The 26257-nt window shown below is 70.5% G+C and carries 1 protein-coding gene (running past both ends of the window); it reads left to right on the top strand.

Every position in this 26257-nt window falls within one protein-coding gene, locus tag AB0H61_RS06555, for a hypothetical protein (protein ID WP_357300152.1), read on the top strand. The gene is 43509 nt long; 12783 of those nucleotides lie to the left of the window and 4469 to its right, leaving coding positions 12784-39040 in view — codons 4262 (complete) to 13014 (partial); the first codon wholly inside the window starts at position 1. Both the start codon and the stop codon lie outside the window.

Consider the following 26257-nt stretch of genomic DNA (forward strand, 5'->3'; position numbering starts at 1 on the left):
TCCGATCTGATCCGGTCGCTGATGGACCAGACCGCGGTGGGCCGGGAAATGCTCGCGCTCTTGGACGAGGCTCGGATCGCCGTGCTGTTCGAGGGCACGCATCCCACCCTGGGGGGTGGGTATCACGCGGACGAGATCGTCGCGCGGGTGTACGCCGATGGCAGATCCCATCTGGCGCAGGCCTACATCCTGTTGCACGAAGCGGTGCACGCCGAATACGACCACACCGGCCGACAGGTGAATACTCCCGAGCGGATGCGCTCGATGAGTCGCGAGGACTACCTCGAGACGATAATGCGCGAGGAGGCCGACGCACACGGGCGCACCTTCGAATTCGTGCGCGAGCTGGCGGCGGCGGGCTATCGCAGTCCGATCACCGACCCGCTCGAGACGCGATACCTGCGCGCCTTCGACGATGCGAGTACGGCCGCCCGTCGTGACCTGCCGGGCCTTTCCGACGACGACGTGCGGGCGATCGCCCGCTCCGCCGGGATCGACGCGATCGTCAACGAGCTGGCCATGCGGCCGTGGTCCGACGGCACCTCCTACCTCGAGTACTACGCCGCGAACTGGACCGCCGCCAATACCGGCGCGCACGAACCGGCGCACCGGTGGCGCACACCCGAGGCCGCGACCGAAGCCAGGGAGCTCGGCCGGGAATCGATCATCGCCGCGGGACGTCGCCGGGAGGCCTTCGGCGCGGTCGCGGAGCTGGGCGGGCGGCTCGGCATTCCGCCGGGCCCGGTCGATCACGCGCGGGCCGCCGAGGTGGTCAGGGAGCAGCTGGCGGCGAATGCGCGGGACCGCGCGCAACTGGCTCGGGAGCTCGGGCTCGACGCGGTGGAACTCGAGCGGACGAACCTGCCCGCCGACGCGGCCCAGCGCCGGGCCGATCTGTTGCGTCGCGCGTATGACCTGCTGAGTTATTCCGACGCGGTGGATACTCTGCGCACCGAACAGGTCGAAGCAAGGCGCCTCGTGGCACTGAACCACGCCGCGGCGGCCAGGGACGTCCTGACGGGCCGCGTCGCCCAGGAGGGCGGTGAACTGATCACCGATCGGGTGGCGGTGATTCCGGGCGACCCGTCGACGGTGCTGGTCGCGGGGCGCAACGGCGATTTCGACGCAGCACTCGCCGAAGCGTTGCGCCGCGATCCGGGGCTGGAAGCCACACTGCGGCAACCTGATACCGCTCTGCGGTTGCTGGAGATCGGAGTCCGCGAACAGGGCGTCTATGTATCGATCGCACGGGTCGATCCGGATGCGGTTCCCTCGGATCTGGTGGATCGGGCGCTGGCGGCGCAATCGCCGCCCGAGGCGACCGCGCCCGAACCGCGCGAGCTGGCGGCGCGGGAGTCGCGGCGCCGGATCGAACAGGTACAAGAGTTGTTGCGGCGTACCGAGATCGGATCTTGGGCGGCGCGCGTACTCGAGGATGCCGGTGTCCACGTGGTGCACGAATCCGGGGCGCAGGCGCGGTACGCGCCCGAACGCCGGGTGGTGATCCTGGATATCGGGACCCCCGATGTGGAGCAGGCCGCCGAATTGGTGCGCGCCGCCAGCCACGTCGACGATCGGCGCACCAATCACTCGCCCAACATCCCCTGGGGTCGAACGGAGCTCTCCCGCGAGTATTTCGTGCGTGACATGCTCCGGGAGGAGAGTCGCGGGCAGGCGTTGGCCGTCGAGTTCAAGAAGGCGCTGCGAGTGCTCGGCTTCGATATTCCCACGGACGGAGTCGAGCGCGCCTACGATCGGACGCTGCCCGAACCACCCGCGGCCGACGGCGGCACCAATGCGTACAGCGTCGACTGGATCCACCGATACCTCACCATGCCCGGCGATCCACTGCGGGCGGGCAATCTGCGCGCGTTCTACGAGTCGGCGTGGGATCTGGCCAACCCCAACGGACATGCGGACCGGGGCGCGCATCCGTTCACCGATCACGTGGCGGATCTGCGGCCGTCCCGGCCCAGCGACGATGTGGTCGACCTCCGTGGCCCGCGGGTTCAGGACGGCACCACGGTGCGGCCGAGCGACACCGATGATGTGGTTGATCTGCGTGGTGGTCGTGGGTCGGATGGCGTGGCTGACCTGCGTCGCGCCGACACCGATGTTCCCGATCCACGTGATCCCGGTGCGGAAGCCAGGCCGGCCGACGACTCGGTGTCCGAGGAGGCTCACGACCGGTCCGAGCCGGACCGGATCCACGGTTCCGACGCGAACCGCGGGCGCTGCGCCGAGTTGGCGCTGCGGCTGATCCAACGCCTGACCGGCAGCACGGCCATTCGCGACTTCGGGCGGTTGATCGGGTTGGCCGGTGTCACCGACGCGGAGTTGCAGCGGGCCGCGGGCGGCGAGCTGCGTTCCGTCGGCGACTATGACGAGATCGCCCGGATGCTGCTGGACCCGGAGCTCGGTCCAGGCTCCGCGGCCCTGGTGGTCGACGAATATACGGGCCCTACAGACGATTACGGCGTTGGCGCGCACGCCTACGTGCTGTACAACGACAACGGGCGAATCGTGGTGCAGGATCCGGGTGCGCGCATCGTCCGCGGCTTCCCGCCGCTGGCGCCGGTGGATGTGCGCGGAACCAGGGCCATCCTGTTCGACGCCCAGGGCAATCCGGTGCATCCGATCGACGCCGACGCGGTACCCGCCGCATCGGAGGTACGCATCGGCCGGTCCATGGACGAGCACGCGGATCAGATTCGCGAACTCCTGGCGCAGACAGAGACCGGCCGAGAGATTCTGGCGCGCTTGGACAGTGGTCCGGTCCGGCTCGATTACGATCACGACCACAGCCACGACGGCCGGATCGGCGAGTTCCGGCGCGGCGAGCTGGCCGCGGTCGCCTATTCCCTCGAGGCCGACCACCTGCAGCAGGCGCTGACACTCGCGCACGAATCGGTGCACGCCGAATTCTTCGTCGAGGGCCGGACGGCCAACCTGGGCGACCGGATTCGCACCATGTCCCGCGACGAATACATCCGGGCCATGGTCCACGAGGAGTCGGCCGCGGCCGCCCGGCGCTTCCAGCTGACCAGGGAGCTGCGCGCGCTCGGCTACGACATCCCGGTCCATCCGCTGGAGCCGATCTACGCCACCGCGTACGACCGCGCGGAAGCCAGTCTCGCGCAGACCGATCCGGAGCTGAGCCGCGCCGACGTGCGCGCGATCGCCGAAGAGGTCGGCATCGACGCGCTGCGCCCGGGCCTGGCCACCATGGAATTGGCGAACGGCCGCACCTACACCGACCACTACGGATCGCGGTGGGACGAGATCCGGTCCACGCCGAATCTGCCGCCCGAGGGCAGCACCACGCATCGGCCGTCCACTCCGGAGGTCGCCGACGCGCTGCGCGCCGCCGCCGTCGACCGGCAGGCGGGGATGCTTCGCCTGCAGGATGTCGCGGCCCGGCTCGCCCAGCTGGCGGGGTCCGTCGATATCGATCCGACACTCAGCCGGGCGCCGCTGCAAGGCCAGATCGCCGACCGGCTGGCGCGGCTGGAGGCGGAGTCGGCGCAGTCGGATACGACGCCGGAGCGGGCGGCCGAGTTGCGCCGCGCCGCACACGATCTGCGCACCCTCGCCGATCTCGCCGTACAACGCGACCAGGCCACGCGCGAATTCGATCGCTCGGCGGCCCACGTCGACGGCATCGCCGCGCGCGATGTGCTGAGCCGGGAGATCGGTGATCGCGCGGGCGTGCGCCTGCTCAACGATCATGTCGCGCTCATCCCCGGCGCGCCGGACCGCCTCCTGATCGCCGCCGCACCCGGCGACCATCAGCGGGTGCTGACCGAGGCCGGACAGGACCCGCTGATCGCCGAGCAACTGTCCCGCACCGACGTCGAGCGCGCCTACCTCCACGTCGAGACCGATGAGGTCGGCCGGGTCCGGGTGGAGCCGGTGGCGCGGCCCGATCCGCCCGGGCCAGGCCGCGTCGAGGAGGGCGTCGGTCCGGACCTGGCCCGCCGTGCGGCCGATGAGCGGATCGCCGGGATCCGAGAGCAGTTGGCGCGCACCGATGCCGGTCGTTGGGCCGACGAGGTGCTGACCCGCCACGGGGTCGACATTGTCTACGGTTCGGATGGGACGGACCGATATTTCCCCGCGCGCAATACCTTGCGGCTCGATGTCGGCGCCACCGACGCCGCGCAGATGGTCGCGCTGGTGCACGGGGCCATCCACGCCGAGTTGGCGCAGGCTCGGGAGACGCCAGGCGGTGCCCGCGATCGACTGCAGCTCTCGCGCGCGGAGTACGTCGCGCGGATGCTCGACGAGGAGGTCCGGGCCCACGCCGTGGAATTCCTGGCCACCCTGCAATTGCGCGAGGCGGGCCACGATATTCCGGAGTCGAGGCTGGAGCGGGTCTACGGCGACGCCTCCCGCGAGGCCCGCGCCGACGCCCGGTCGGATGATCCGCGCCGATCACCCGCGGACCTGGACTGGATCGCCAATGAAGCGGGCATGGCGGCGCTGCACCTCGAAATCCCCGATCACCGCACCGAGATCGGCGGCGACACCTACGCCGAGAGCTACGGCCGCGCCTGGGATTCCGCGCACGGCATCCGGCCGTTCGAGGATATCGTCCGGGCCGCTATCGATTCGGGCGAAACCTCGGTGCGGACCATCGGCCCGCGCAACCCGTCGGTACACAGCTCCCGCCGGATCGAGTTGGTGACCTACGGCAACGGCACCACCTTGATCCGCGAAACGGTCGGTAACGTCCGGCACGCGGACGCCCAGGAACTCGCCTCGATACTGGGCCGGGCCGTCGGCGCGGAGGTGCCGCGGGTGCTGCGCGCCGCGCCGAACGTCATCTACCAGCAGGTGCTGCCCGGCGCCAGTGCGGCCGAACGGCATCCGGGCTTCACCGATCCGCACCGGCTCGGCTACCTGAATACCCCCGGCGGCCGTGCCCTCGGACTACTGGACGCGCTGACCGGGATGCCGGGCCGCGATCCGGGCGGCTGGCTGACCGAGGGCGACCGCGAGGTGTACGGCGTCGGCAATCGGCGCGCCTTCGAGGGCGACCCCACCCGGGAAGCGTTGAGTCCGTTCGCGGAAGCCCACTTCGTGCGCGTCACCGAGGACGGCCGGGTGGAGTTCACCGACCACCACCTCACCCGAGCCGAAGTGGAGTCGATCCGGGACCGGGTCGCCGCCCTGCGATCCGAATTCGAAAACCGCGGCAGGCTGCGCTGGTTCGAGACGGTGCTGACGCGGCTGGACGAGCTCGCCGCGCACGCCCGCGTCGAGGACCCCGCGTCGCAACAGTCCGATCCCGCTCGGTTCGGTTCGGATGCGGTGGCGGTCTACGTCAACCGCTACGGCACGGACTCCCGCTACGGCGTCGCGGGCTGGGTCGACGCCGACGGGGTACTGCACATCGAGGTCAATCAGGGACCGGGCACCCCGACCGGGCGCCAGATGGTCTCCGATCTGTTGCGCGAACTCGGCCACCTGGCCCACACCATCGAGAGTGAATGGTCCTACAGCGGACACCTTTCCGACAATCTGGAGAGTTTCAACGCCGGAATCACCGAACTGTTCTTCACCCCGGAGGAGGCGGCGCTCAACACCTTCACCGGCCGGATCGCGGCGGAGTTCGGGTTCACGGAGGTCAATTTCGTGCCCGAGGGTATGGAAGGCCGGTCCGGCGAATACGACAGCGCCACGGTGCGATTCACGCGCCCGGATGCCGTCGAGGTCGAATCGGGCGACTCGCATCGGGCTTCGCCGGACAGCGCGGACGGCCCGGTTGATCCGGCGCACCCCGAATCGGATACCGGCGCCGGGGACGAAGCGCGCAGCCGTCCCGAGGACGAGAGCGCCGACGCCGACCCACCGCCGCCGTGGGTGAGCGGCACCATCGATCGCTATCGCGCGCAGATCTGGGAAATCCTGGGGCACACCGAGACCGGTCGCGAAGCGATCGCCACGCTGCGGGCCGCGCGGGCCGAGGTGCGGTTCGATTACGGCGAGTCACCCGGTGAACGGGACGCGTTCGATCTCCGAACCATGGACTTCGTCATCGACGCGGGCAATCGCAGCCAGCTGATGCAGGCCGGTGAGGTGGTACGCGCCGCGATGCTGGCCGCGGCGGTGCTAGCCGGTCGGGTCGAGGTGAACCCGGCCCTGCTCGACGCCACCGATCCGGCGGAGCACCGGGCGGCGCGACTGCGTGCGGAGGCGGCCGCGGTGGGCAGGCAGGCGGAGTTCGCCAGGGAACTGCGGGCGGCCGGGTATCCGGAGTCGAGCGTGCCGATGTCGGATGCGGATCCGGCGGCCACGGGGCAGCTGCACGCGCAGTACCTCGACGCATACGACGCCGCGGTCGACACCGCGCGGGACGGTGAGCGGACGCCCGGCCCCCGCGAACTCCGCGAGATCGGTCGCGCCGCAGGCATCGATGCGCTGCTCGCCGGGGACACCACCGGCCTGCGGGATCCGCACGGCCGGAATTGGGACGGTCACCGGGACGCCGATACCGCGAATGACCTGCATACTCCGGCATCCCGCGAGTCGGCCAGGGAAATCGATCGCCTGGTGCGCGAGCATGCGGCGCTCGGCCGGGAGTTGGCGGCGCTCGCCGAGGACTGGGAGCGCACGATCATTCCATTGCGCGTTCACTTCTTCGAGCTCGAGGTGTCCGACGCGCAGCTGCTCGAACAGGGCCGGGGACCGGTGCGCGACAAGGCGCTGGCCCGCTTCGCGGCGACGGACAGTCGCCCCACCCTGCGAGCCCTGATCCGCGAGCTGTCCGAACTGACCGACCGGCACGCCCAGGTCGCGGCGCGCCAGGACCGGATCCGCGGCGAGATTGCCGCCCGGGTTGGTCACGATCGCATGGATGGCACCGTCCGCGACGCCGGTGGCCGCTGGGTGACCGACCGGGTAGCGCTCATCCCGGGTGCGCCGCCGCGGGTTCTGGTGGCCGAGTCGCCCACGGCCGCAGCGGAATCGCTGCGGGTCGCCGCGGCGCAGGACGGCGAGTTGCGGGCCACGCTGCGGCGGCCGGACGTCCGCACCGAACAGCTGTCGGTGCACGTCGATGATTCCGGTCTGGTCCAGGTGCGACCCGATGCGGTGGAGCTGGACCCGGCGGCCGTGCGGGCGGTGCCCGAACAGGTCGTCGCACCGCGCCCGCCGGATGAGCCCGCCGGTTCGCCGACCCCCGACATGCTGGCGCCGCTGGCCGAGGATGCGGCCGCGGCGCTACAGGACCTGCGGAACTACCTGCGCTACAACGAAGTCGGCGCGTGGGCGCTGAATGTCCTGGAGGCGCACGGGGTCCAGGTCCGGTATGCGATCGCGGTGGATCCGGAGCTCCGCCCGATGGCGGTGCCACGCCCGGAGCTGGCCGGTTACGACCCGGCCTCGAACACCATTGTGCTCGACCATTTCTCGGACAGGACAGCGCAGGCGCAGACGCTGATCCATGCGGCACATCTGGCCGAGCGGCTCGGTCTGCCCCGCGCGTCCCTGGAGCGGTTCGCGTTGCCGCGCGGCGAATACGTCGATCTGATGCTGAACCGGCAGGCCGAGGCGCACGCCAGAGCCTTCGAATTCGAGCGGCAGCGGGTCGCGGGCTACAGCAATCAGGGCGGCCGTGAAAACCCGTTCGCGCAGGCATATCGCGAGGCATTCGAGCGCGCTCACAAGACCGCGGAGCGGGCCTACCGTGGTGACAGCGCCGTCAATAGGCACATGATCGACGCCGCAGCCTATCAGGCCGGTGTCCGTGCGCTGCGGGCGCAGCTGCTCGAGCTCGGTCCCGGTGTCCTGGGATTGGATTACGCGAGCTACTACCGGGGCCTCTGGGACCTCGCGCACGGCATTGTTCCCCTCGAAGGCGAAGCGCCGCCCGCCCAGCGCCGGAACAGTCCCGAGCAACGCAGCCGCGAGCTCGCGACCGAACTCGAATCGCTTCGGCAGCAGCGGGATTCGGGACGGCCTGTGCCGGTCGGCCCGGCCGAGCGCGCCTACACCGACGCCTACGATCGTGCCCTTCAGAAGGCGCAGCGGGCTGCGGCGCGGGCGGCCGATCCGGATACCGCGCAGCCGGAGCGGCAGGCCCGCGAGGCCGGAATCAAAGCGCTGCAACGCTACCTCGATAAGGCCGGTGAGGCCGCCGAGGTCGCCTTCGACGTGGTACGCCTGGCCGAGGACAACCAGATCGGCTACCGGCCGTGGCCCGATGTCACGGACGCCGACACTCCGATGCACGAGGGCGCCGATCCGGACGCGTCGCCCGTCCCGCCCGCAGCGGGCGATGCCACCGCCGATGCGGACCCCGCGCTGCCGCCGAGGCGTACGGACGACGACGCGGGCGTCATCCCGGACGGCACCCGCCCGGACCCGTGGCTGCACCGGCCGACCAACCGGGCGGCGAGCCGGGTCTGGGAAATCCTGGGGCGCACCGAAATCGGCCGCGAAGCCATGGCGCTGCTGCGCGAAGCACGGGCCTCGGTGCGGTTCGACGATGCCGGTGACCGGCCGAGCCGGGCCGATGTCTTCAACAACCGGACCATGGACGTCTTCGTCGACACCCACGACCGCGGCCAGCTCGCACAGGCGGCGGTGGTGGTGCGCGCCGCGGCCCTGGCCGAAGCGGTGCTGGCCGGACAAGTGGAGGTCACCCCGAGACGGATCCGCGATACCGACCGCGCGGAGTTCGTCGCATCCCGGCTGCGCGCGGAGGCGGCCGCGTTGGGCAGGCAGGCCGAACTCGCCAGGCAGTTGGAGTCGGACGGGTATATGACGACCGACCTTTTGTCCGCCGACCCGTCCGGCGCGGCCTACGACCGGGCGCTGCACGCGCAGTATCTGGATGCCCACGATGCCGCGATCGACGCGGCTCGCCTGGGCGATCCGGAGCTCGGCGCGGATCAGCTGCGCCGGATCGGGCGGGACGCGGGCATCGCGGCGCTGCTGTCCGGTGGACTGTTCGATGTGCCCGGATACCCCAGCGGCAGTGCGGGTTTCCGGGAGATATTCGGGCAGACCTGGGACGGTCACCAGCGGGCGGAGGCGCCGGACGGGATGCGCGAGTACGCGCCGACCTCCGCGGAGTCGGCCCGTCGCGTGCAGCAGTTGGTGCGCGAGCATGCGGCCGCTCGCCGGGAACTGGCGCGGTTGACAGCCGACTGGGACCGCGCGGTGGCGCGCCTGTATCCGGAGCTGCTCGTTCCGGAAGACACGAACATCGTGGGCCGGTGGGCGATGGTCGACGAGCTGCGGAACCGCTCCCACTACATGGTGAACCGGACCTCGCGGATGGACCTCGCGGTGCTGATCGACCTGACCGAGCAGCACGACGGGCTGCGCGCGGAGCAGGATCGGCTGGCCGACGCGATCGCCGAAGCCGCGGGTCGCGACCTGCTGGACGCGCAGGTGCGGGCCGAGGGCGGGCGGTGGATCACCGACCGCGTCGCACTCGTCGAGGGAACGCCCGCCCGGATCCTGGTCATCGACGGACACGGCGATCTCACCGCGCAGACCAGGGCGGCGCGCGACGCCGATGAGCGACTCGCACAGATCGTCGGGACCGAGGAGTTCCGCACCGATCGCGTGCGCGCGGACATCGATGACACCGGTCTGGTGTTCCTCACCCGCGATGCGGTGAACCTGCCGGAGATCTGGGCCGCGGACGGCACGCGTGCCGACTCGGCGCCGGGTGACCGGACCACACCGGAGACACCCGGCCGCCCGGACGTCACGTACACGCCGCGTCCGGCGGCCGAGCAGGTGGCCGAGGCGATGGACGACGTCCGACGCGCGTTTTCCAGCACCGCAATGGGCCGCTGGGCGCTGGACGTCCTCACCCGGCACGGGGTCGAGATCCGGATCAGCAACGACCCGCAGGCGCGGATCACCGCCGAGCCGGACAGCCGCAGCGAGCTGGGCAGACTGGTCGGCTATGACCCGGTCTCGAACACCGTTGTCCTGTCCTATGCGATGAGCCGGGCCGATCGGATGATGGAACTGGTGCGCGCGGCGACACTCGCCGATCAGTTCGCGGCCGTGGCGGGCGGTCCGCCGGAACGGCTGACGCTCACCCGGGACGAGTACGTCGACCTGATGCTGGACCGGCAGGCCGCGGCCTACGCGCGAGCCTTCGAGCTCGCGGCGGTGGAGTGGGAGCGGCTCGGCGAGTGGGGCATGCTGTCGCGTAAGGCCCGCGAAGGGCTGCACGAGCTGGCGCGTGGCGAGCAGTTGGGTCGCGGCATTCCGCTGTTCGAGGCGTACAACGAGGCCTTCATCCGCGCCCAGGAGATTGCGCGCAAGGCGTACCGCCAGAACAACGTGGTCGTCTCCGAGATGATCAATGCCGCGGCGCACCAGGCCGGTCTCCGTGCGGTGCGCAACCGCCTGCTCGACAGCGGACCGTTGATCGACGGGCGGGACTACGCGGCGCACTACCGCGCGGAATGGGATCTGGCGCAAGGCATCACACCCACCGATGGCGAAGCCCCGCCGACTCGCCCCGGCGACACTCCCGCCGCGCGCGATCGACTCGCCCGCCACTATGCACTGGAACTGGAATCCCTGCGCCTGCTGCGGGACGCGGGCCAGTTCATCCCGGTCGGACCCGCTGAGCGGGCCTACATCGATGCCTATGACCGCGCCTACCAGAAGGCCGAGCGGGCTGCGGCGCGCTCGGCCGACCCGAATGCCGCACGGCCGGAGCGGGCCGGTTACCAGGCGGGGCTCGACGCCATCCGCCGCCACATCGACCGGGTCGGGCCGGATGCCGCCGAGGTCGCCTTCGATGTCGTGCGCAACGCCAACGACAATGTGGGTCGCTACCGGCCGTGGTCCTTCGACGCGGGCACCGACGCGGAGACCGGTCCGCTCGCGGACGGCACCGAGACGCCGCGGCCACGCCCCGATGGCGACACCGACGCCGATTTCGCGCGCCGTGGGCTGGATATCAAACTGCGTAATGACGAGGGCGGCACGCGGCTTACCGACCACGTCGCCCTCTACCTGGGAGGCAGCAGTCCGCGGCTGGTCATCGCGGCCGTGCCGGGCCAGCACATGGATGCCTTGCGCGCGCTGGTGCACTGGGAAGCCGAACAGCGGGCTGCCGAAGCAGCGGCCGACTCGGATACGGCATCTCCCGAGGCCGACGGCCGCGGTTCCAGGCCGGTGTACGCCGATGTGCTGTGGGACGGCTCGCATCGGCTCGACTACCTCCAGGTGGAGGTGGGTCCGGGCGGCGTGCCCGAGGGCAGGTGGATCACAGGCGATATCGCCGAGGGACCGTACCGGAGGCCGTACGAGGACGAGGCCGCGGGCGAAATGCTGGCGCACTACCTGCGTTACCGCACACAGGGATTGACCACCCTCGGCTTCGACGCCTGGGTGCGCCAGCTCGGACCGGATTCGTTCTACACCAGTGAAGAGCTGGGCGCCGAGCACCGGTACCGGGGCATGAACCGCCCGGGTTCGCTGCGCGTGGACTTCATGGCGCGTGGTTTCCATGCGGCGCAGAACGATCCGACGATCACCGAACCACATCCGGCGCACGTCGCCCACCTGCTCATGACCCGACAGGTGCCTATGCCGTTGCGCGAGAACGGGTTGCTCACAACCGCCGAGACCCGGCAGTGGCCGCAGTTCTCGGAGGAACGGGTCGCGTTGCCCGCCTGGGACTTCCCGATCTGGCTCGCGTCCGACGGTGCGGGCGGCTGGCGGGTCGCCCCGCCGGTCGGGGACGGTACCGTCGCCGATGCGCTGGCCCGGCAGTTCCAGGGCCTGGCCGACAGCGACCGGCAGCGACTGGTGGATCGGATCGGCCGGATGTTGCAGGACGGTTCGGCCGATCTCAACGACCGGAGTGCGCCGAAGGGCCGGTTCCGCCGCATCGCCGATCGGTTCTCCTTCGGTCGCCGAGACGAGGGCGGCGAGACCGGGAACCGGTCGCGCGGCACCGACAATCCGCCGGAGTTCCCACCCGCCCGCCCGGAATCCGGCGGCGACCGGGAAGCTGCGCAGCTGCGCCAGGCGGTGCTCGATCGGCTGGCGGCCGAGAACCGGGCGGCCGTGCAGGAGCGCGATGCGGCCAGGGCCGCAGGCGATCCGGAACGTCTGGCCAGGGCCGAGGAACGCGTCGAACGCCTCGACGAGGCGATGGCCCGCGCCCTGGAACGCGACACCCTGATGCGGGCCGGGGCCGTCGTGGTGACCGATCGAGTCGGCGTCATTCCCGGCGATCCGCCGTTGGCCCTGGTGATCGGCTATCCGGGTGCCGACGCCGCCCGGGTGCTGGCCGAGGCGGCCGCGGAAGATCCGGGACTGGCCGAACTGCTCGACCGCCCTGGTGCCGCGGCTCGCGAACTGCGCACCGATACGCACGGCCGCACCGAGGTACTCGACCTCGCGCTGCCACCGCGCTCCGAGTCGGGCGACGTCGCGAAAGTATCACCGCCGGAGCAGGGTTCGGTTCCCACGCCGGAACAATCCGTGGACGGCGGGACGAGGCAGCCGACCTCGGAGCGGCCCGTTTCCACGCCTACAGTCGATGAGTCGAGTGATTCCGCTGCGCGGCAACCGAGTTCGGCTGACAGTTCCCGGCTACCGTTCGAACCGGAGGCTTTCGACCGGCTCGACTCCGCGGTCGCGATCGGCGACCTGCTGGCGGCCCGCCGTGGTCTCCGGGTAGTCGGGTTCGATATCGAGGGCGTAGATGTCGAGGTGGCGCGCGAGTACGCCCGAGCGATCGATGAGCAGCTGGCCGAGTTGCCGATGGTGCGGCTGCCCGAGGTCCGGATCGGGGAGGTCGTCGGGGACGGTCATGCGCGGGTCGACCAGCATGTGGGTGCCGACGGCGGCTTCGTGGTCGACTCGATCACCCTCAGCGTGCGCTACGCCACCGAACCGGCGTTGTTCGACACGGTGGCCGAACGGATCGCTTCGGGTTTCTTTCGCGGGGATCCGACCCGGCCGGTGTACACCACGATCGTGCACGAGTTCGGCCACGCGCTCAGCATCACGCTGGGAGAGCGGATCGGCGACGAGGAGTGGCAGGCGCTGCGCGATCACCACCGGGGCGAACTACCGCGGGCAAGGGTGCCGGTGGAGGAGTTCATGGCCTGGCTGACCCCCCGGTTCAGCGGTTACAGCTTCTACGACAGTGGCTCGTTCAATGCGGCCGAGGCGATCGCGGAATCCTTCGTCGTCGGCCGGTTGTCCCCGGCGGAGCTGACCGAGGGTGAACGGGTACTGTTCGACCGCCTGATGGGGGTGGCCGCCGCCGAGGCCGAACGGCGCGGCATCGTCTGGGACCGGAATGCCTTCACTCGGACGGATTCAGCTGCCACGCAGCCCGATTCGAATGCCAGCGGCGGCGGCAAGAAGCCACCCTCCGAGCCGCCCGTGCCCGCACCGCTACCGGAGGAACAGGGCGACGGCGCGGGGCGGCGCGAACCGGAGGACTGGTACCAGCAGCGGCGGATCGAGCAGGCCGAATGGACCGCCCGGCACACCGCCGAACTCGCGGACTGGCTGCACGGGCTAGCCGACGAGCAAGCGCGCACGGGCGACCCCGCGGCGGACTGGACCCGCGTCCGGGCGGGCATACTCGACATCCAGGCGCGCTTTGCCGCCGAACGCCTTGCCCAGCTGCAGAATGCGGCGGCGGATCGGGCGGCAATCGCGGACGTGCGGCGCTTGGTCCCCGAGCCGACCTCGGGCCCAGCGAGTCGGCCGGAACAGTCCGTTGCCCCGGGTGACTCGGCCCAGCGCCCGCCGGAACCGGCGACACCGGCACGCGACGGAGAAGAGCCGCCGACCCCGTCGCCCGAGCCGGAATCGGCAGGATCGTCGTTCGACCCGAAGGAGTCGGCCGCACCACAACCCAGCCCGGAGGAATCGGCCGAGGCTCGGTCGGCGACGCCGTCGCCTGAGCCGGAATCGGCTGGACGCTTGCACGACCCGGAGGAATCGGCCGAGCCTCCGTCGGCCGCACCGATCCAGCCGAAACGATCTGGTGGTGCGGAGGAGTCGCCGTCACGACCGGCGGAACGCACCTCACCTGTCACCGCGCGGGAGCAGACCGCGACGCCTCCGGTGGCCGAGGCCGAGCGTCCGCGCCCCGAGGCCGATTCGGCGGATGCGTTGCTGGCGGCCGCGCGGGCGGCGAACCTGAACGAGTCGGCGACTCCGGCCGTTATCGATGGTGAGACACCCTCCGCCGCCCACGGCGAACAGCCGGATGCCGCTGCCGCGTCGCCGGATTCGGAGAGTCGCGCGCGGTCCGACGAGTCCGGTGACTCGGTCGGCGACCCGTTGGCAGCGATCAAACATTTCTTCGCCGAACCACCGGGGCCGGGCGGCGACCGCGGTGCGGTGCGACGCACCGACGCCGAACAGGCATACGCGCGCCGCCTCATCGAGGCGCTCGGTCTGGACGGGGCCTTGGCTGGACACCCCGATCCGCTCTCCGCGCTGCACGAACTGGCCGAAATAGCCAGGGCCCGTGGTATCGAGGAGGCGCTGGCGGAACGCCCGGACGCGAGCCCGCAGGATGTCGCCGAAACACCGGAAGCCCGCCGCTACCTGGGTGATCCACCCAATGATGTGCGGCCCGCGCCGCTGCGATACCCGGATCATTTCGGGCCGGTCGACGTGGACGTCCTCCACGGCGACGAACAGTACTGGCGCAACGAGGCCGATCCGCAACAGCGCCGCGCCATCGAATCCGAGTTGCGGCACATGGGATTGGACGATGAATCGCCCATCCTGCCGCAACGATCGGGTGAGCCGGGGCAGACTTCCCAGCCGGATCCCGCGACCGACCCGACCCGCGACGGAAGCGGGCAACCCACCGCGGAGCCGCGAGTGCGGCCGCTGGCCGCGCTGCGTGACGAGCTGGCAAGCCGATTCCGGGCGGGCACGAATCCGAGCCGCCAGGAGCTGGCCGGGGTCATCGCCGACCTGCGGCACCGGAATCTGATGCACGCTGCCATCGTCGAGGCGCTCGCCGACGCCGTCGCGCGGCACGAAGGCGCCCCCGATGCGCAGCAGCGGGCGCAGATCGCGGCCACTCGCGACGGCTGGGCACGACGGCTCGGTATCGATCCGGCGGCGCTGGACCGGGATCCGGCCCGGGTTGTCGCCGAGCAGCGGGCCGAGGTCCTGCGCGACGCCCGCAGCATCGCAGACTTCGCCGACGCCGTGCAGGCCGTGCGTCTCGAATCGGCCTCCGGCGCCGAGCCGCCCGCGCCGGGTGAGGTGCGCCGCTATGTCATCGATATCGAGGGCGATCGGGCGCAGGTCCGGTTGGTCGCCGATGACGCGGGCGGTTGGCGGGTCGAGACCAGAGACCGGCTGGCAGCGCCCGAGGTGCAGACCGATACGCCGCCCCCGGCCGCCGAAAAGCCGAAGTCCCGGCTGCGCCGTCTCTGGGAGGCGTTGAAGCAGCGTGGATTCCTCGGGCACACCCCGAAGTACCCGTCCGGTTCCGGGATCGATGGGCAGGGTCAGCAGGAGATCATCCACCTGGCGGGCAATGTCGGCCATGTCGATGCGCTCTCCACCTTCGAGGGCAACCCGGCCCGCATCGCCAAGGAAGCCGCGACCATGTGGAAGCGGCGCGAACTCATTCCCTTCCTGAAGCGGCTCACCGGGCGGAAGGCCGATCAGGCTGCCGACTATGACGTACCGCGGACCCGCGACGGCGAGGAGTACCTGTACTGGCTGGAGGAGGCGGATCCCGATCTGGTTCGGCAGGAACTCGGGGTGGAGCTCGACGAGCTGAAGCGGCGCGAGGCGATGCGGCAGCAGGCCGAGCGGGACGAAATCGCCGGGGAGCTGGACGAATCCACACTCGAGCTGCCGCCCGCGGGGACCGACCCGGATGGCGAAGTGCCACGCGCCACCGCCGAAATCGCGGAGTGGGTCCGGGAACTCGCGGACGCGACCGACCGGCGCCAGGCTCTGCTCGACGCGCTCACCGAGGCGGCGGGCGAACTCGGTATCGACCCGCCCGATCCGACGCCGGAGGGCCTGCTGCGGGCGGTTCAGATCCTGGAGTACCAGCAGGCCCGTCGCATCGGCGCGCTGTCCGGGCTGGCCGGGGCCGCCATCCGCTACAACGCCGAGAACGCGGATATCCCGTTCGGCGACAACGTCACCTTCTTCGACGCGGACCCGATGGGGCGTTTTCTCAGGGAGATGATCGCGGCCAAGGGCGGCAACCCGCTCATGCAGAACTGGGAGGGCGTCAATAACGGTGGCGAGCCGTTGCGGGAATGGGGTGATCTCAGCGCCAGCGATCAGCCCGGCCTCGACACCGGCCTGGCGGGCTACTTCGAGAACGCGCTGCGCCGCGACCAGATCAAGGATGAGCGGGCGGTCTGGGCGCAGTTGCTCGGCGTCGACCTCAACAGCCTCGGCGATCCGGAGCAGCTGCGCCGGACGCTGGCCGAACAGCTGGCGCAGATCCGGGACCGGGCCGCGGAGATCGCCGAATTCCGCGCCGAGGCCGAGAATTTCGTGCGGGCCGACTCCGAGGTGCACGAACTCGCCGACGTCCTGGCCGATCTGGCGGGCACCGAGTGGCTGCTCTCCCAGGGCGGCGCCATGCTGTTGCCGGGCATCGGTTTGCTGGCCGGGGAGCCCGGTCAGCCGATGCGGTTGGTGGTGATCGACGGACAGCTCGAGCACGATCGGGTGCTGGCCGACACCCTCACGGACAATCCGGATCTCGCCGAGGCGGTCAATGCCGGCCTGGTCGAGGTCGACTACCGGGTTGCGGTAGTCGACCCGGACGGCCGGATCCGGGTGGCCGACGCGGGTTCGCCGGAGGTGCGTCACATCAGCACCGAGGTCGAGGGCCGCAGGCTGGAGGTGACGCTGCTGCGTGACGGCGCCGAGCGCTGGCGCGCGGTGCCGGATCCGCTGCCGGAATACGATCCGGCGGCCGAGGAGCCAGCTCGCGAACGACAGCGCGACGCCATGCTCGATACGTTGTCGCGCAACGAAATTCGCCAGATGCGGGATACGCTGGCCGGAGTGCTGGGGGTGGACGCGTTCACCCTGGATTCGCCCGTGCGCCTGGCCGAACGGCTCGCCCAGCTGCGGTTCGAGAATGCCGTGCGGGCCAGCCAGATCGAGGCCATCATCGACTACGCCCGCACCTCGTGGGATATCGACAACTATCACAGCTTCACCGACGCCCGAAACCTGTTGGCGCATCGGCTCGGACTGGACGCGTCGGAGATGACCCCCGAACGGTTGGGCGCCGCCCTCGCGGACCCGTCGACCCGAAACTCGTTGCGGTTGCAGCAGGCCGAGGCGGTGGTCGAGTACGCCAAGCTGCTGCGCAGCCTGGACAAGTCTGCGGTCGACGCGGCCTGGCGTCGGTTGGCGTCGCGGCTGGACATCGAGATGTCCCCGGACGCGAGCGGTATCGATGCGAAGCAGCTGCGCGAGGCAATCGCCAATCTGGCGCGCCGGCCCCTCGATCAGCCGAACCTGGCCGACGCGCTCACCGAATTCGCCGGGACGCTGGCCGGTCTCGACCCCTTCGACAAGGTCGCCCGGGGCGCGGATGCCGCGGACCCGCGGGTCGCCGACGTCGAATTCCCGGTGCACGACCGGGCGGTCGCGCACCTGCGCGACATCGTCGGCGATATCTTCGACCTGACCGATGGTTTCGTCCACCACGGCCTGCCGGATCCGAGCAGCCCGCCGTCCGGCGTCCCGCACGCCGGCCGCGACTGGGCCCGGATCGTCGGCCTCGACCTCACCGGCGCCGATGCCGCGCGCTGGGCGCAGGTATACGAGGTCTATCGGGACGGCAAGATCGACCAGAAGGAGCGGCTCACCCCGGCCCAGCTCGCCGAGGTGCAGGCCACGCTGCGCGACGAGATCGCCCGGCGCGCGGCCGAAATCCGCGCCCTCGCCGCCCTCGCGGCGCGCTACGAGGGGATGGACGGGCTCGATGCGGCCGATCCGAGGCGTGCGATCTCGCCGGGACCCACGCCCGACGGCGGCCCCATCGAGCCGCGGAACAACCCGCAGGGACCGGAGGAGGGTGGCCCTGCGGCTGCCGCACCGCCGCAGGGCCCGCCGTCCGAGCCGCCAGCCGCGCCACCGGCCGCGAGCGAGCCGCCCGATCCGAACCAGCAGACCGATCCCGCGCGGTCGGCTGGTGACGGCAAGCCGCCCGCCGAGCCGCCGCGGAGCCCGTCCGACGGATCCGACCCCGGTGACCGTCTGAGCGCCGCGGTAGCGCGGGAGCTCGCGGCCTACGACGCCACCGCGAGCCGGTTGGCGGCCGAGCGTGCCGCCGCACACCGGGAAGCCATGGAGCGGATCGAGCAGCAGGCGGACGCGCAGCGGCGGGCGCAGGAAGAGCTCGAGCAGCAGCGCCGTGAACTGGCCGAACAGGAGCCCGCGGCGATAGACCCGCGCGCCAGGATCGATGCGGCGGTGGCGCGCGAACTCGCCGCCTACGAGGCGGCCGCCCGCCGTCTGGAAGCGCAACGCGAAGCGGCCCATCAGGAGGCGATGGATCGCATCGAGGAGCTGCGGCGTCAGTGGGCGGCCGAGGACGAACACCGCCGGTTGACCGCCGAGCTCGAGCAGACCCGCCGGGATGTGGCGGACAGATTCGACGAGGTCGTCCAGCGCGGCGCCGACGACGGGGACGACGATGGCCCGGCAGCCGCGGGTCCGCCGGTCCGTTCGCCGAACGACCCGCCGGAGGGCCCGTCCTCGGATGCGACCCGGACCCCGGAGCCCGACCCGGCTGAGTATGCGCAGTCACCGCATGCGGAACCGGAACCGGTTCGCCGCACCGATGATTCGGAGCCGTCGGATCCGGACGTATCGCTGAACGCGGCGAAGCCATCGCCCGAATCGGAGGCGGGGCCTGGCGTGGAACCGCCGAGGTCGCCTGAGAATACGGGTGAGTCGTCGAGGTCGCGCGAGAACACAGGTGAGTCGACGAGATCGTCTCGGGAGTCGGATGATCCGGCCGAGTCGCGGGATGGGGCCGCGGATCCCTCTGCGGCAGGGGATGTATCGGCGCACGAAAGCAATGGGCCGATCCGCGACGAGTGGAGCGATCGCGACGGCGCCGAGGTGGCGCGAGTGCTTCGCCAGCGGTACGGGATCGATTCGGACGGTCTCGACCGATCCGATATCGATCCCGAGGTCGTTCGCGAAATAGCCAGGGCCGTGGACGAAATCATGACCCGGAACCCGCAAGCCGGATTGCAACGCCTGGTGATCGGACGCCCGGATGCGCCGGACGGGGTGGACCCCGGTGTGGCACAGCTGATCGCGGGCGCCGGATTCGACCGGGAGACGGGCCGCATCGTCCAACGGCCGGTGACGCTGCTCGTCAACGAGCACTACGCGACCAGCCGGGACTGGTCCGATGAGCCGGGGGCGTCGAAGCCGACCCGCGACGGACAGCGCAGGATCGCACCCGACCGGTTCATGTACTCCACCACGATCCACGAGCTCGCCCACGCCCTCGTCCATGCGGGTCGCTCGCGCGCCGAGTTCGCGGCATGGGACGCGTTGCAGGACCACTACCGGGCAACCCGCGGCGATGTGGACCCGGTGGACTTCGCCGCGTGGTTGGACCAGCTGAGCGAATACAGCTTCACCGCCGATGGCACATTCCATGGACCCGAAGCGGTCGCGGATGCCTTCCTCGATGTCGTGCGGCACGGCGCCCGCGCCTCGGAATCCGCCCGGGTGCTGCACGACCTGGTGGTGCGCGAGGCCGAACGCGGGCGCAATCCCGTGCCGGGGCCGAACGCGCCACGCGGAGCCGAACAGCCCTCCGGTGCGGCGCACACGGTGCGACTGCCGGACGGCGACGGACCCGATCCGACACAGCGCATCAATGCCCTCACCGAACAGCGAAACAGGTTCCTGGACGCGGCGCGGGAACTGGCCGAGCAACTCGGGGTCGATACCGAGGGGCTCAATCCCTATCAGCTGGCCGATGCGATCTGGGATCGATCCGACGCCGAGGTCGCGCGGGCGGATGAGGTGCTCGCACGTGAGCGTTCCGCGCGCGAGGACATGCGAGAGTTCGACGAGGCGCGGGCCGAGGCTCTGCGGCAGCGGGACCGGGTGCTCGAACTCACCGACGCGGCTCGGCGGCAACTGGATCTGGTCTTCGCGGCCCACTACGCCGAGACGCAGCTGCGGGCCCACCGCGCCGAGGGCACGCGTCCACCCGCCGAGGGCGGTTGGCGTTCGGAGGGCCCGGAGGCGACGTACCGGCCGTCGACCGGAGACACCGGCCGGGAGCTGGCCCCGCGCATTCGGCAGGCCGAGCTGTTCGACCAACTTGCCGCTCGGGCACGGGAACTCGGCATTGATTCGGTGGGCCTCGATGCCCAGCAGTTGAGTGACGCGGTCGCGCAGCTCCCGCGTACCGGGGTCCACGACGCCTTCGACGGGCTGCTCGCCGAATTCCGCACCGCGGGAGGCGATCTGTCGGATACCGATATCCGGGCGAGGGCCGCGGAGGCGGCGGTGCGCGATGTGCTGGCCGGTGTCGAAGGCAGGCAGATCGCGGACGGGCTGGTGTTGATTCCCGGTACCGATGGGGCGCCGCCGCGGCTGCTCGTGGTCGGCCGGTACGGCGATCCCGATAGCGTGCTGCATCCCGCGTTGCGCCGCGAATTCGCTGTGCACGGCACCGATGTCACCTATCGCAGGGTGTGGATCGACGAATCCGGTACGGTGCGCCACGCCGATCTGCGCCCGGAACCGGTGGCGGGTTCCGGCCCGGTGCGGCCGCCGAGCGCGCCCACCCGCGCCGCCGACGAGGCCCAGCGCGCACCTGAGCGAAAAGGACTGTTCCGCCGCATTATCGACCGGCTGTCACCGCTTCCGCGGACGGACGGAAACTGGCCCCCGTCCAACCACGACATCGGTGAGTGGACCGATCGCAGTGCCGCCGAGATCAAGCGGATCCTGGAGGAACGGCACGGCATCAAGGTATTGCGATTCGACGTCGCCGGTGTCGACCCGGATATCGTCCGTCACTACGCCCGGGCGATCGACGATCTGATGACCAAGTACCCGCGGGCGAATCTGCGGGCAGTCGATATCCAGCGGGCCGTCAAATCCAGCAAGGCATATGCGCGGGAAGGCACGATCCCGGACTTCCGTCGCAGCCCGTCGCGGTGGATGCCCGCGACAATCGTGCTCAATCACCTGCATGCGGGCGATTACGCGCGTTCCCAGGTCGGGGATCGGTGGGCTCGATTCACCGGCTTCCACCCGAACCACGGTGAGAGCTCCACCTACGCCACCATTGTCCACGAATTCGGCCATATCCTCGATATGACCGGCGATTCCCGCGCCCGACGCAGAGCGATGCGCGCCCTGCTGGACCACTACGCCGAGACGCGCGGTCATGTGGACAAGGCCGAATTCAAGCAATGGCTGAAGCAGTTGAGCGGCTACAGCTTCCACAAGGATGGATCGTTCAACCCGGCGGAGGCTTTGGCGGAGGCATTCGTCGATGTCGAGCTCAATGGTTCGCGCGCCTCCGAGCCCGCGAAGGTGCTGCACGCCCTGCTGATCCGGGAAGCTCGCATGGGCGAGCTGCCGCGGTTGATCGCGCCCCGCTCGCCTTCGGCGGAATTCACCCCCGCCCGCACCTATGACGAGGCGGTGGCCCGTCGCGATGAGCTGGCCGAGCGGATCCACAACCTCGCGAGCCGGGTTCGGCTCGCACCCGCCCCGGCCGATTTCGTCCCGCAGCGGATTGTCGCGACGGTTCGCGAGCTGTCGACGCTGCTGATGTCGCGCGCGGAGGCCGAGCGCGTCGCCGAACTGGCCGAACTCGCACCGCAGTACGAACGGGCCGACGCCGAGGTACGTGAACTCGCGCCGCCCGAAGGGTCGACGCGAGAGCCGGATTCGGTGCCGACCGAACCGCGCGCGGCGGCCGAAGCGGATCCGTTAGTGGTTGAACCACAGGTCGCCGCCGACCCGGCGACATCGGGTGGCGACGGAGTTCGGCGTTCGGATTCGACGCAGGACCCCGCCTCCGAACCTGCCGAGGGCGGAACCGGCGAATCGGTACGGCCGCGGGCGTCGGAGTCCGAGGCTGCCGCACTGCGCCGAATCGGGGTGGACGAGTCCGCGCCCCCGGTTGATCCGGATGCGGCGGAACCACCACCGGCGTCGCCGGAAGAGCGCGAGGCCGCTGTTCGACAGGCCGTGCTGGATCGGTTGGTCGAAGAGAGCCGACTCGCGCTGGCGGAGCGGGATTCGGCGCTGGCCGACGGTGATCCCGAGCGGGCCGCCGATGCCGAGCGGCGCAGCGAACGGCTCGGTGCCGCCCTGCTGTCGGCCAATGAGCGCAATGCACTGGCCGACGCGGGTGCGCGGGTGCTGACCGACCGTATCGGTGTGGTGGACGGAGATCCGCCGCGTCTGCTGGTGGTCGGCTGGGCGGATCTGGACGCGGGTCGAATCCTCGCCGACGCGATGGCCGACCACCCGGAGATCGCCGAGCTCCTGGACCGCCCCGGCGTCGAGGTGCGCGAACTGCGCATGGAAATCGACGAATACGGCCGCATCACGGTGCACCCCATTGATCCGCCGGATAGCCCGCCGACGCCCGCGACACCGTCGCGACCGGACCGCCCGGGCTCCGGCGGCGGGGCCGCTCGGACCCCATCCGATCCGAATTCCGGTGCGACCGACGCATCTTCGGATACCACGCAGGTGCGGCAAGCCGAGAACGGCAACTCGGGCGATCGGTCGTCGGAAACCGCGGACGTGCACGACCCGGCTGCGGGCGGTTCCCCGGAATCGAGGGGTGCGCACCGCCCGGACGGCGACGACACGAACGAAGTGGCACCCGTCGTGGAAGCGGGCGGCGGAGCGAAGAAGCCACCGGAGCAACCGTCTGCGCCGCCGGTCGGAGAACCGGATGAGCCATCGGGTGGCTCCGAAGGGGCCGGGCGGGCCGGCGACCAGGAGGCCGGTGCGGAGGCCGCGCGTGGTCCGGAGATCGCATCCGGTGCGGAGGACGGCGCCCAATCGAAGTCGGCGCGGGAGCAGAGCGCCGAATCCGACGGCCGGACAAGAGAAGACCTGACGGGTCAGGACTCCTCCGAGGACGGTCACGCACGGGAATCGGCGCACGACCACGCGGTGCGCGCACATGCGGAGGCGGTCGCGCGCCGCGACGCGCTCGCCGCCCGCGTCCGGGAATTGGCCGACGGGCTGCCGATCCGGGATGCGGAGGATCTACAGCCGAATCGGATCCAGGACAAGATTCGCGAGCTTGCGCAGTGGAAGCTCGACGACGAGCAGAAGCGCCTGCTGGCCGAACTGCGCGATATCGCGACGGAATACGTGCGTGCCGATGCCGAGGTCGGTGAGCTGGCGGAGCGCATCGGTCTGGTCGCCGAGTACGACCGGTTGCTGCGCGAACATCAGGAACTGCTGCGCGAGCGGGAATTCGTGCGCGCCAAGGCGAATGAGCGCGCACGCAATCTGGGCATCGAGGCCGACCCGGAGTGGGTGGATCGCGACGCCGATATTCGTGACGATCTCGTCCGAGGCCTGCACGATGGCGCGCGTATCGAAACCGTCGAGGTGGACGGTGGTCTCGACGAGGCGAACCGCCGGACGCGGGAACCGGTGTCGGCGACCGAGCAGCAGCGGCGAGACGAAGCGCTGCGCAAGTTGATCGAGGCCACCGAGCGCTTCGGTGAACTCGATGAGGATGTGCGGCGGGTGGAGCGCAGGCTCACCGAGCTGGAACAGGCGGGTATCGCCCGGTATCGGCCGCCGACGGAAGACGTCGCGGCGGAGATCGACCAGCTGGCCAGACAGCGCGCCGAGGAACTGCGCCAGATCAAGCCGCGGCGTGGGATGCGCGACGATCTGGCGATGCGGCTCGGCGTCGTCGACGCCGCGGGCCGACCGGACGAGACCGCGCTGGGCAGAGACCTGGACCGCACCCTCACGCGGCTGCTCGCCGAGGCCCAGGATGCGTTGCGTGACGGCGCCTTACGCGTCGAGGATCTGCCCGCGCGGATTCGGGAGATCGAAGCGCTCGCCGACGCGGCCTCCGATGTGGCGCAGGCGCACAACCGGATCGGCAGGCTGCAAGATGACATGGCCCGGCTTGCCGGGGTGTGGCGGCAGTTGATCGAGGCGGAGGGTGGCCGGATGGTCACCGATCGGGTCGGCATCATCGAGGGTGAGCGTCCGCGGATCATTGTGTTCGGACCACGTCCGGATCCGGATGCGCCACGCGCGGAACATGATCGGGCGCTGGAGGAAGCGCTGCGGCAGAGCCCCGCGGTCGCGCAGGCCATGGTGCGCGCGGAGACCACCGTCGAATACCGCCGGGTGCTCGCCGATCGCGAAGGCAATTGGCACACCGAGCCGATGGCTCCGCCGACGATCGAGCGGCTCAGCAGCGGCTGGCAAAACGGCAGGCGCATGGACCTGACCGCCTGGCGGGACGCCGAAGGCAACCTGCATCCGGTCGACCCGACCCGGGCGGAGTGGCGGGGTAATCGGGACGGTGGCACGGTTCCGAAGAAGTTCACCTTCAAGGATCCCCCGGACGGGGTGAGCAGCTGGGCCATGGTCGATGTCGTCAACGACCTGACCGGGCCGCTCGAGGATGTGCCGCCGGGCCATGTGCTGGAGGGCACGCTGCCGGTGCATATGCCGCAGGCGCCGAACCTGTACGACACCTCGCACGTACCCGCGGGCATGGAGGTGTTCGGACAGCATTGGGGCGACGACTCCTACAACCTCGTTCGCCTGCTGCTGATGGCCGCGCAGACGCCGAGCCACCCCGCGGTCAAGGCGTGGATCCAGCGGCACCCGGAGATCGGGCGTTGGGTGCAGGCCCGGCCCTGGCTACTGCATGTGCCACCATTCGGCACGGTATTCCGCAACTACGAGTGGTTCGCGCCGCCGGAACGCAATATCCAGCCGATGTTCCGGCCGTGGGATGTCACCGAGCACGGGAACCCCGACGATCGATCACACCTGCCCGAAGGGCTACGGGCCGAATTCGATCGGGAGGCCGAAGCGTGGCAGCGGGTGCAGGACTGGGCCGACGCCGAGTACGACCGCTTCCTCGCCGACGACACCGACCTGGACCGGATCGTCGAGGGGATCAACGCGCATCAGCGCGCCCAGCAGCAGGCCGCGGCCCGTGCGGTCATCGATGAGATCCGCGAGCAGTTGGTGCGGCGGGACCGTGGTATCGACACCTCCCGTGAGATCGATGCCCAGCTGAAGCGGGTGCACGATGAGATCGACCGGGTAGCAGGCCAACTCGCCGACCGCTTCGACACTGACGACGCGGAAGCGGTGCGCGACACCGTCACCGACGTCCGCGACCTGATGATGGCGGGCGACTATCCGGACAACATCCGGCACCTGATGCGGCCGGGGGAGCAGCCCGAGGACGCGCTGGCCCGGATATTGGCCGAGCACATGCGCCACGACGTCCCGGTGTTCACCCGTGAGCAGCTCGCGCAGATCAAGAACCACCTGATGCGCGATGAGCTCCGGGTGCGTGATTATCGGGATCCCAACGGCGCCTTCGTCTATCGCACCATGGACCGGCTGGCCGATGTCGCCGAGGCATGGAACCGGCTGATGGCGGGCCGGCCGTTGCCGCAGGACTTCGTGCTGTTGCACGATGCCCTCGCCGAATCCGATTACCTGCGTAGACATCCCGGCAGTGGATGGCGCGAGGCCAATACCCACGCCATTCGCGAGGGGTACCACTGGGACGCGAACCGTCCGCCGCTGACCGACTGGCGCGCGAACATCCCCTACGCGGTGCACCCGCTGCCGCCGGACCCGTCCTGGCTGCCGCCCGCTGAGCGTCACATCGACCCCGAACTGCCACCGGACGGTCCGACTCCCGCCCTCCCGCCGAGCCAGAACCCGCCGAGCTCGGGTGGTCCCGGACGGACTCCGCATGCCTCTGGGCCGAGTGAGCTTCCGCCCGGCGATGGGCCGCGGCCGAACAGCGACGCGTCCGGTACCGATCGAAGTGCGGACCCGGCCGGTGCCAACGAAGAACGCCGTGCCCGGCCCGCCGGGGATGAGTCGTCCGCCAGTACCCGGCCCGATCCGTCGGCTCGCATCGATGAGAGACAGCGGCAAGATGAGTCGGCTGAAGGCGAGTCGGCGGGTCGTGTCGGTAGCGAGCGCGAGTCGGAGTCCGGTCGGGTCGGCGGGGGTGCGGAGCGGCCGCTCGGTT

Source organism: Nocardia sp. NPDC050710 (genome assembly GCF_040654375.1).
Classification (GTDB): Bacteria; Actinomycetota; Actinomycetes; order Mycobacteriales; family Mycobacteriaceae; genus Nocardia.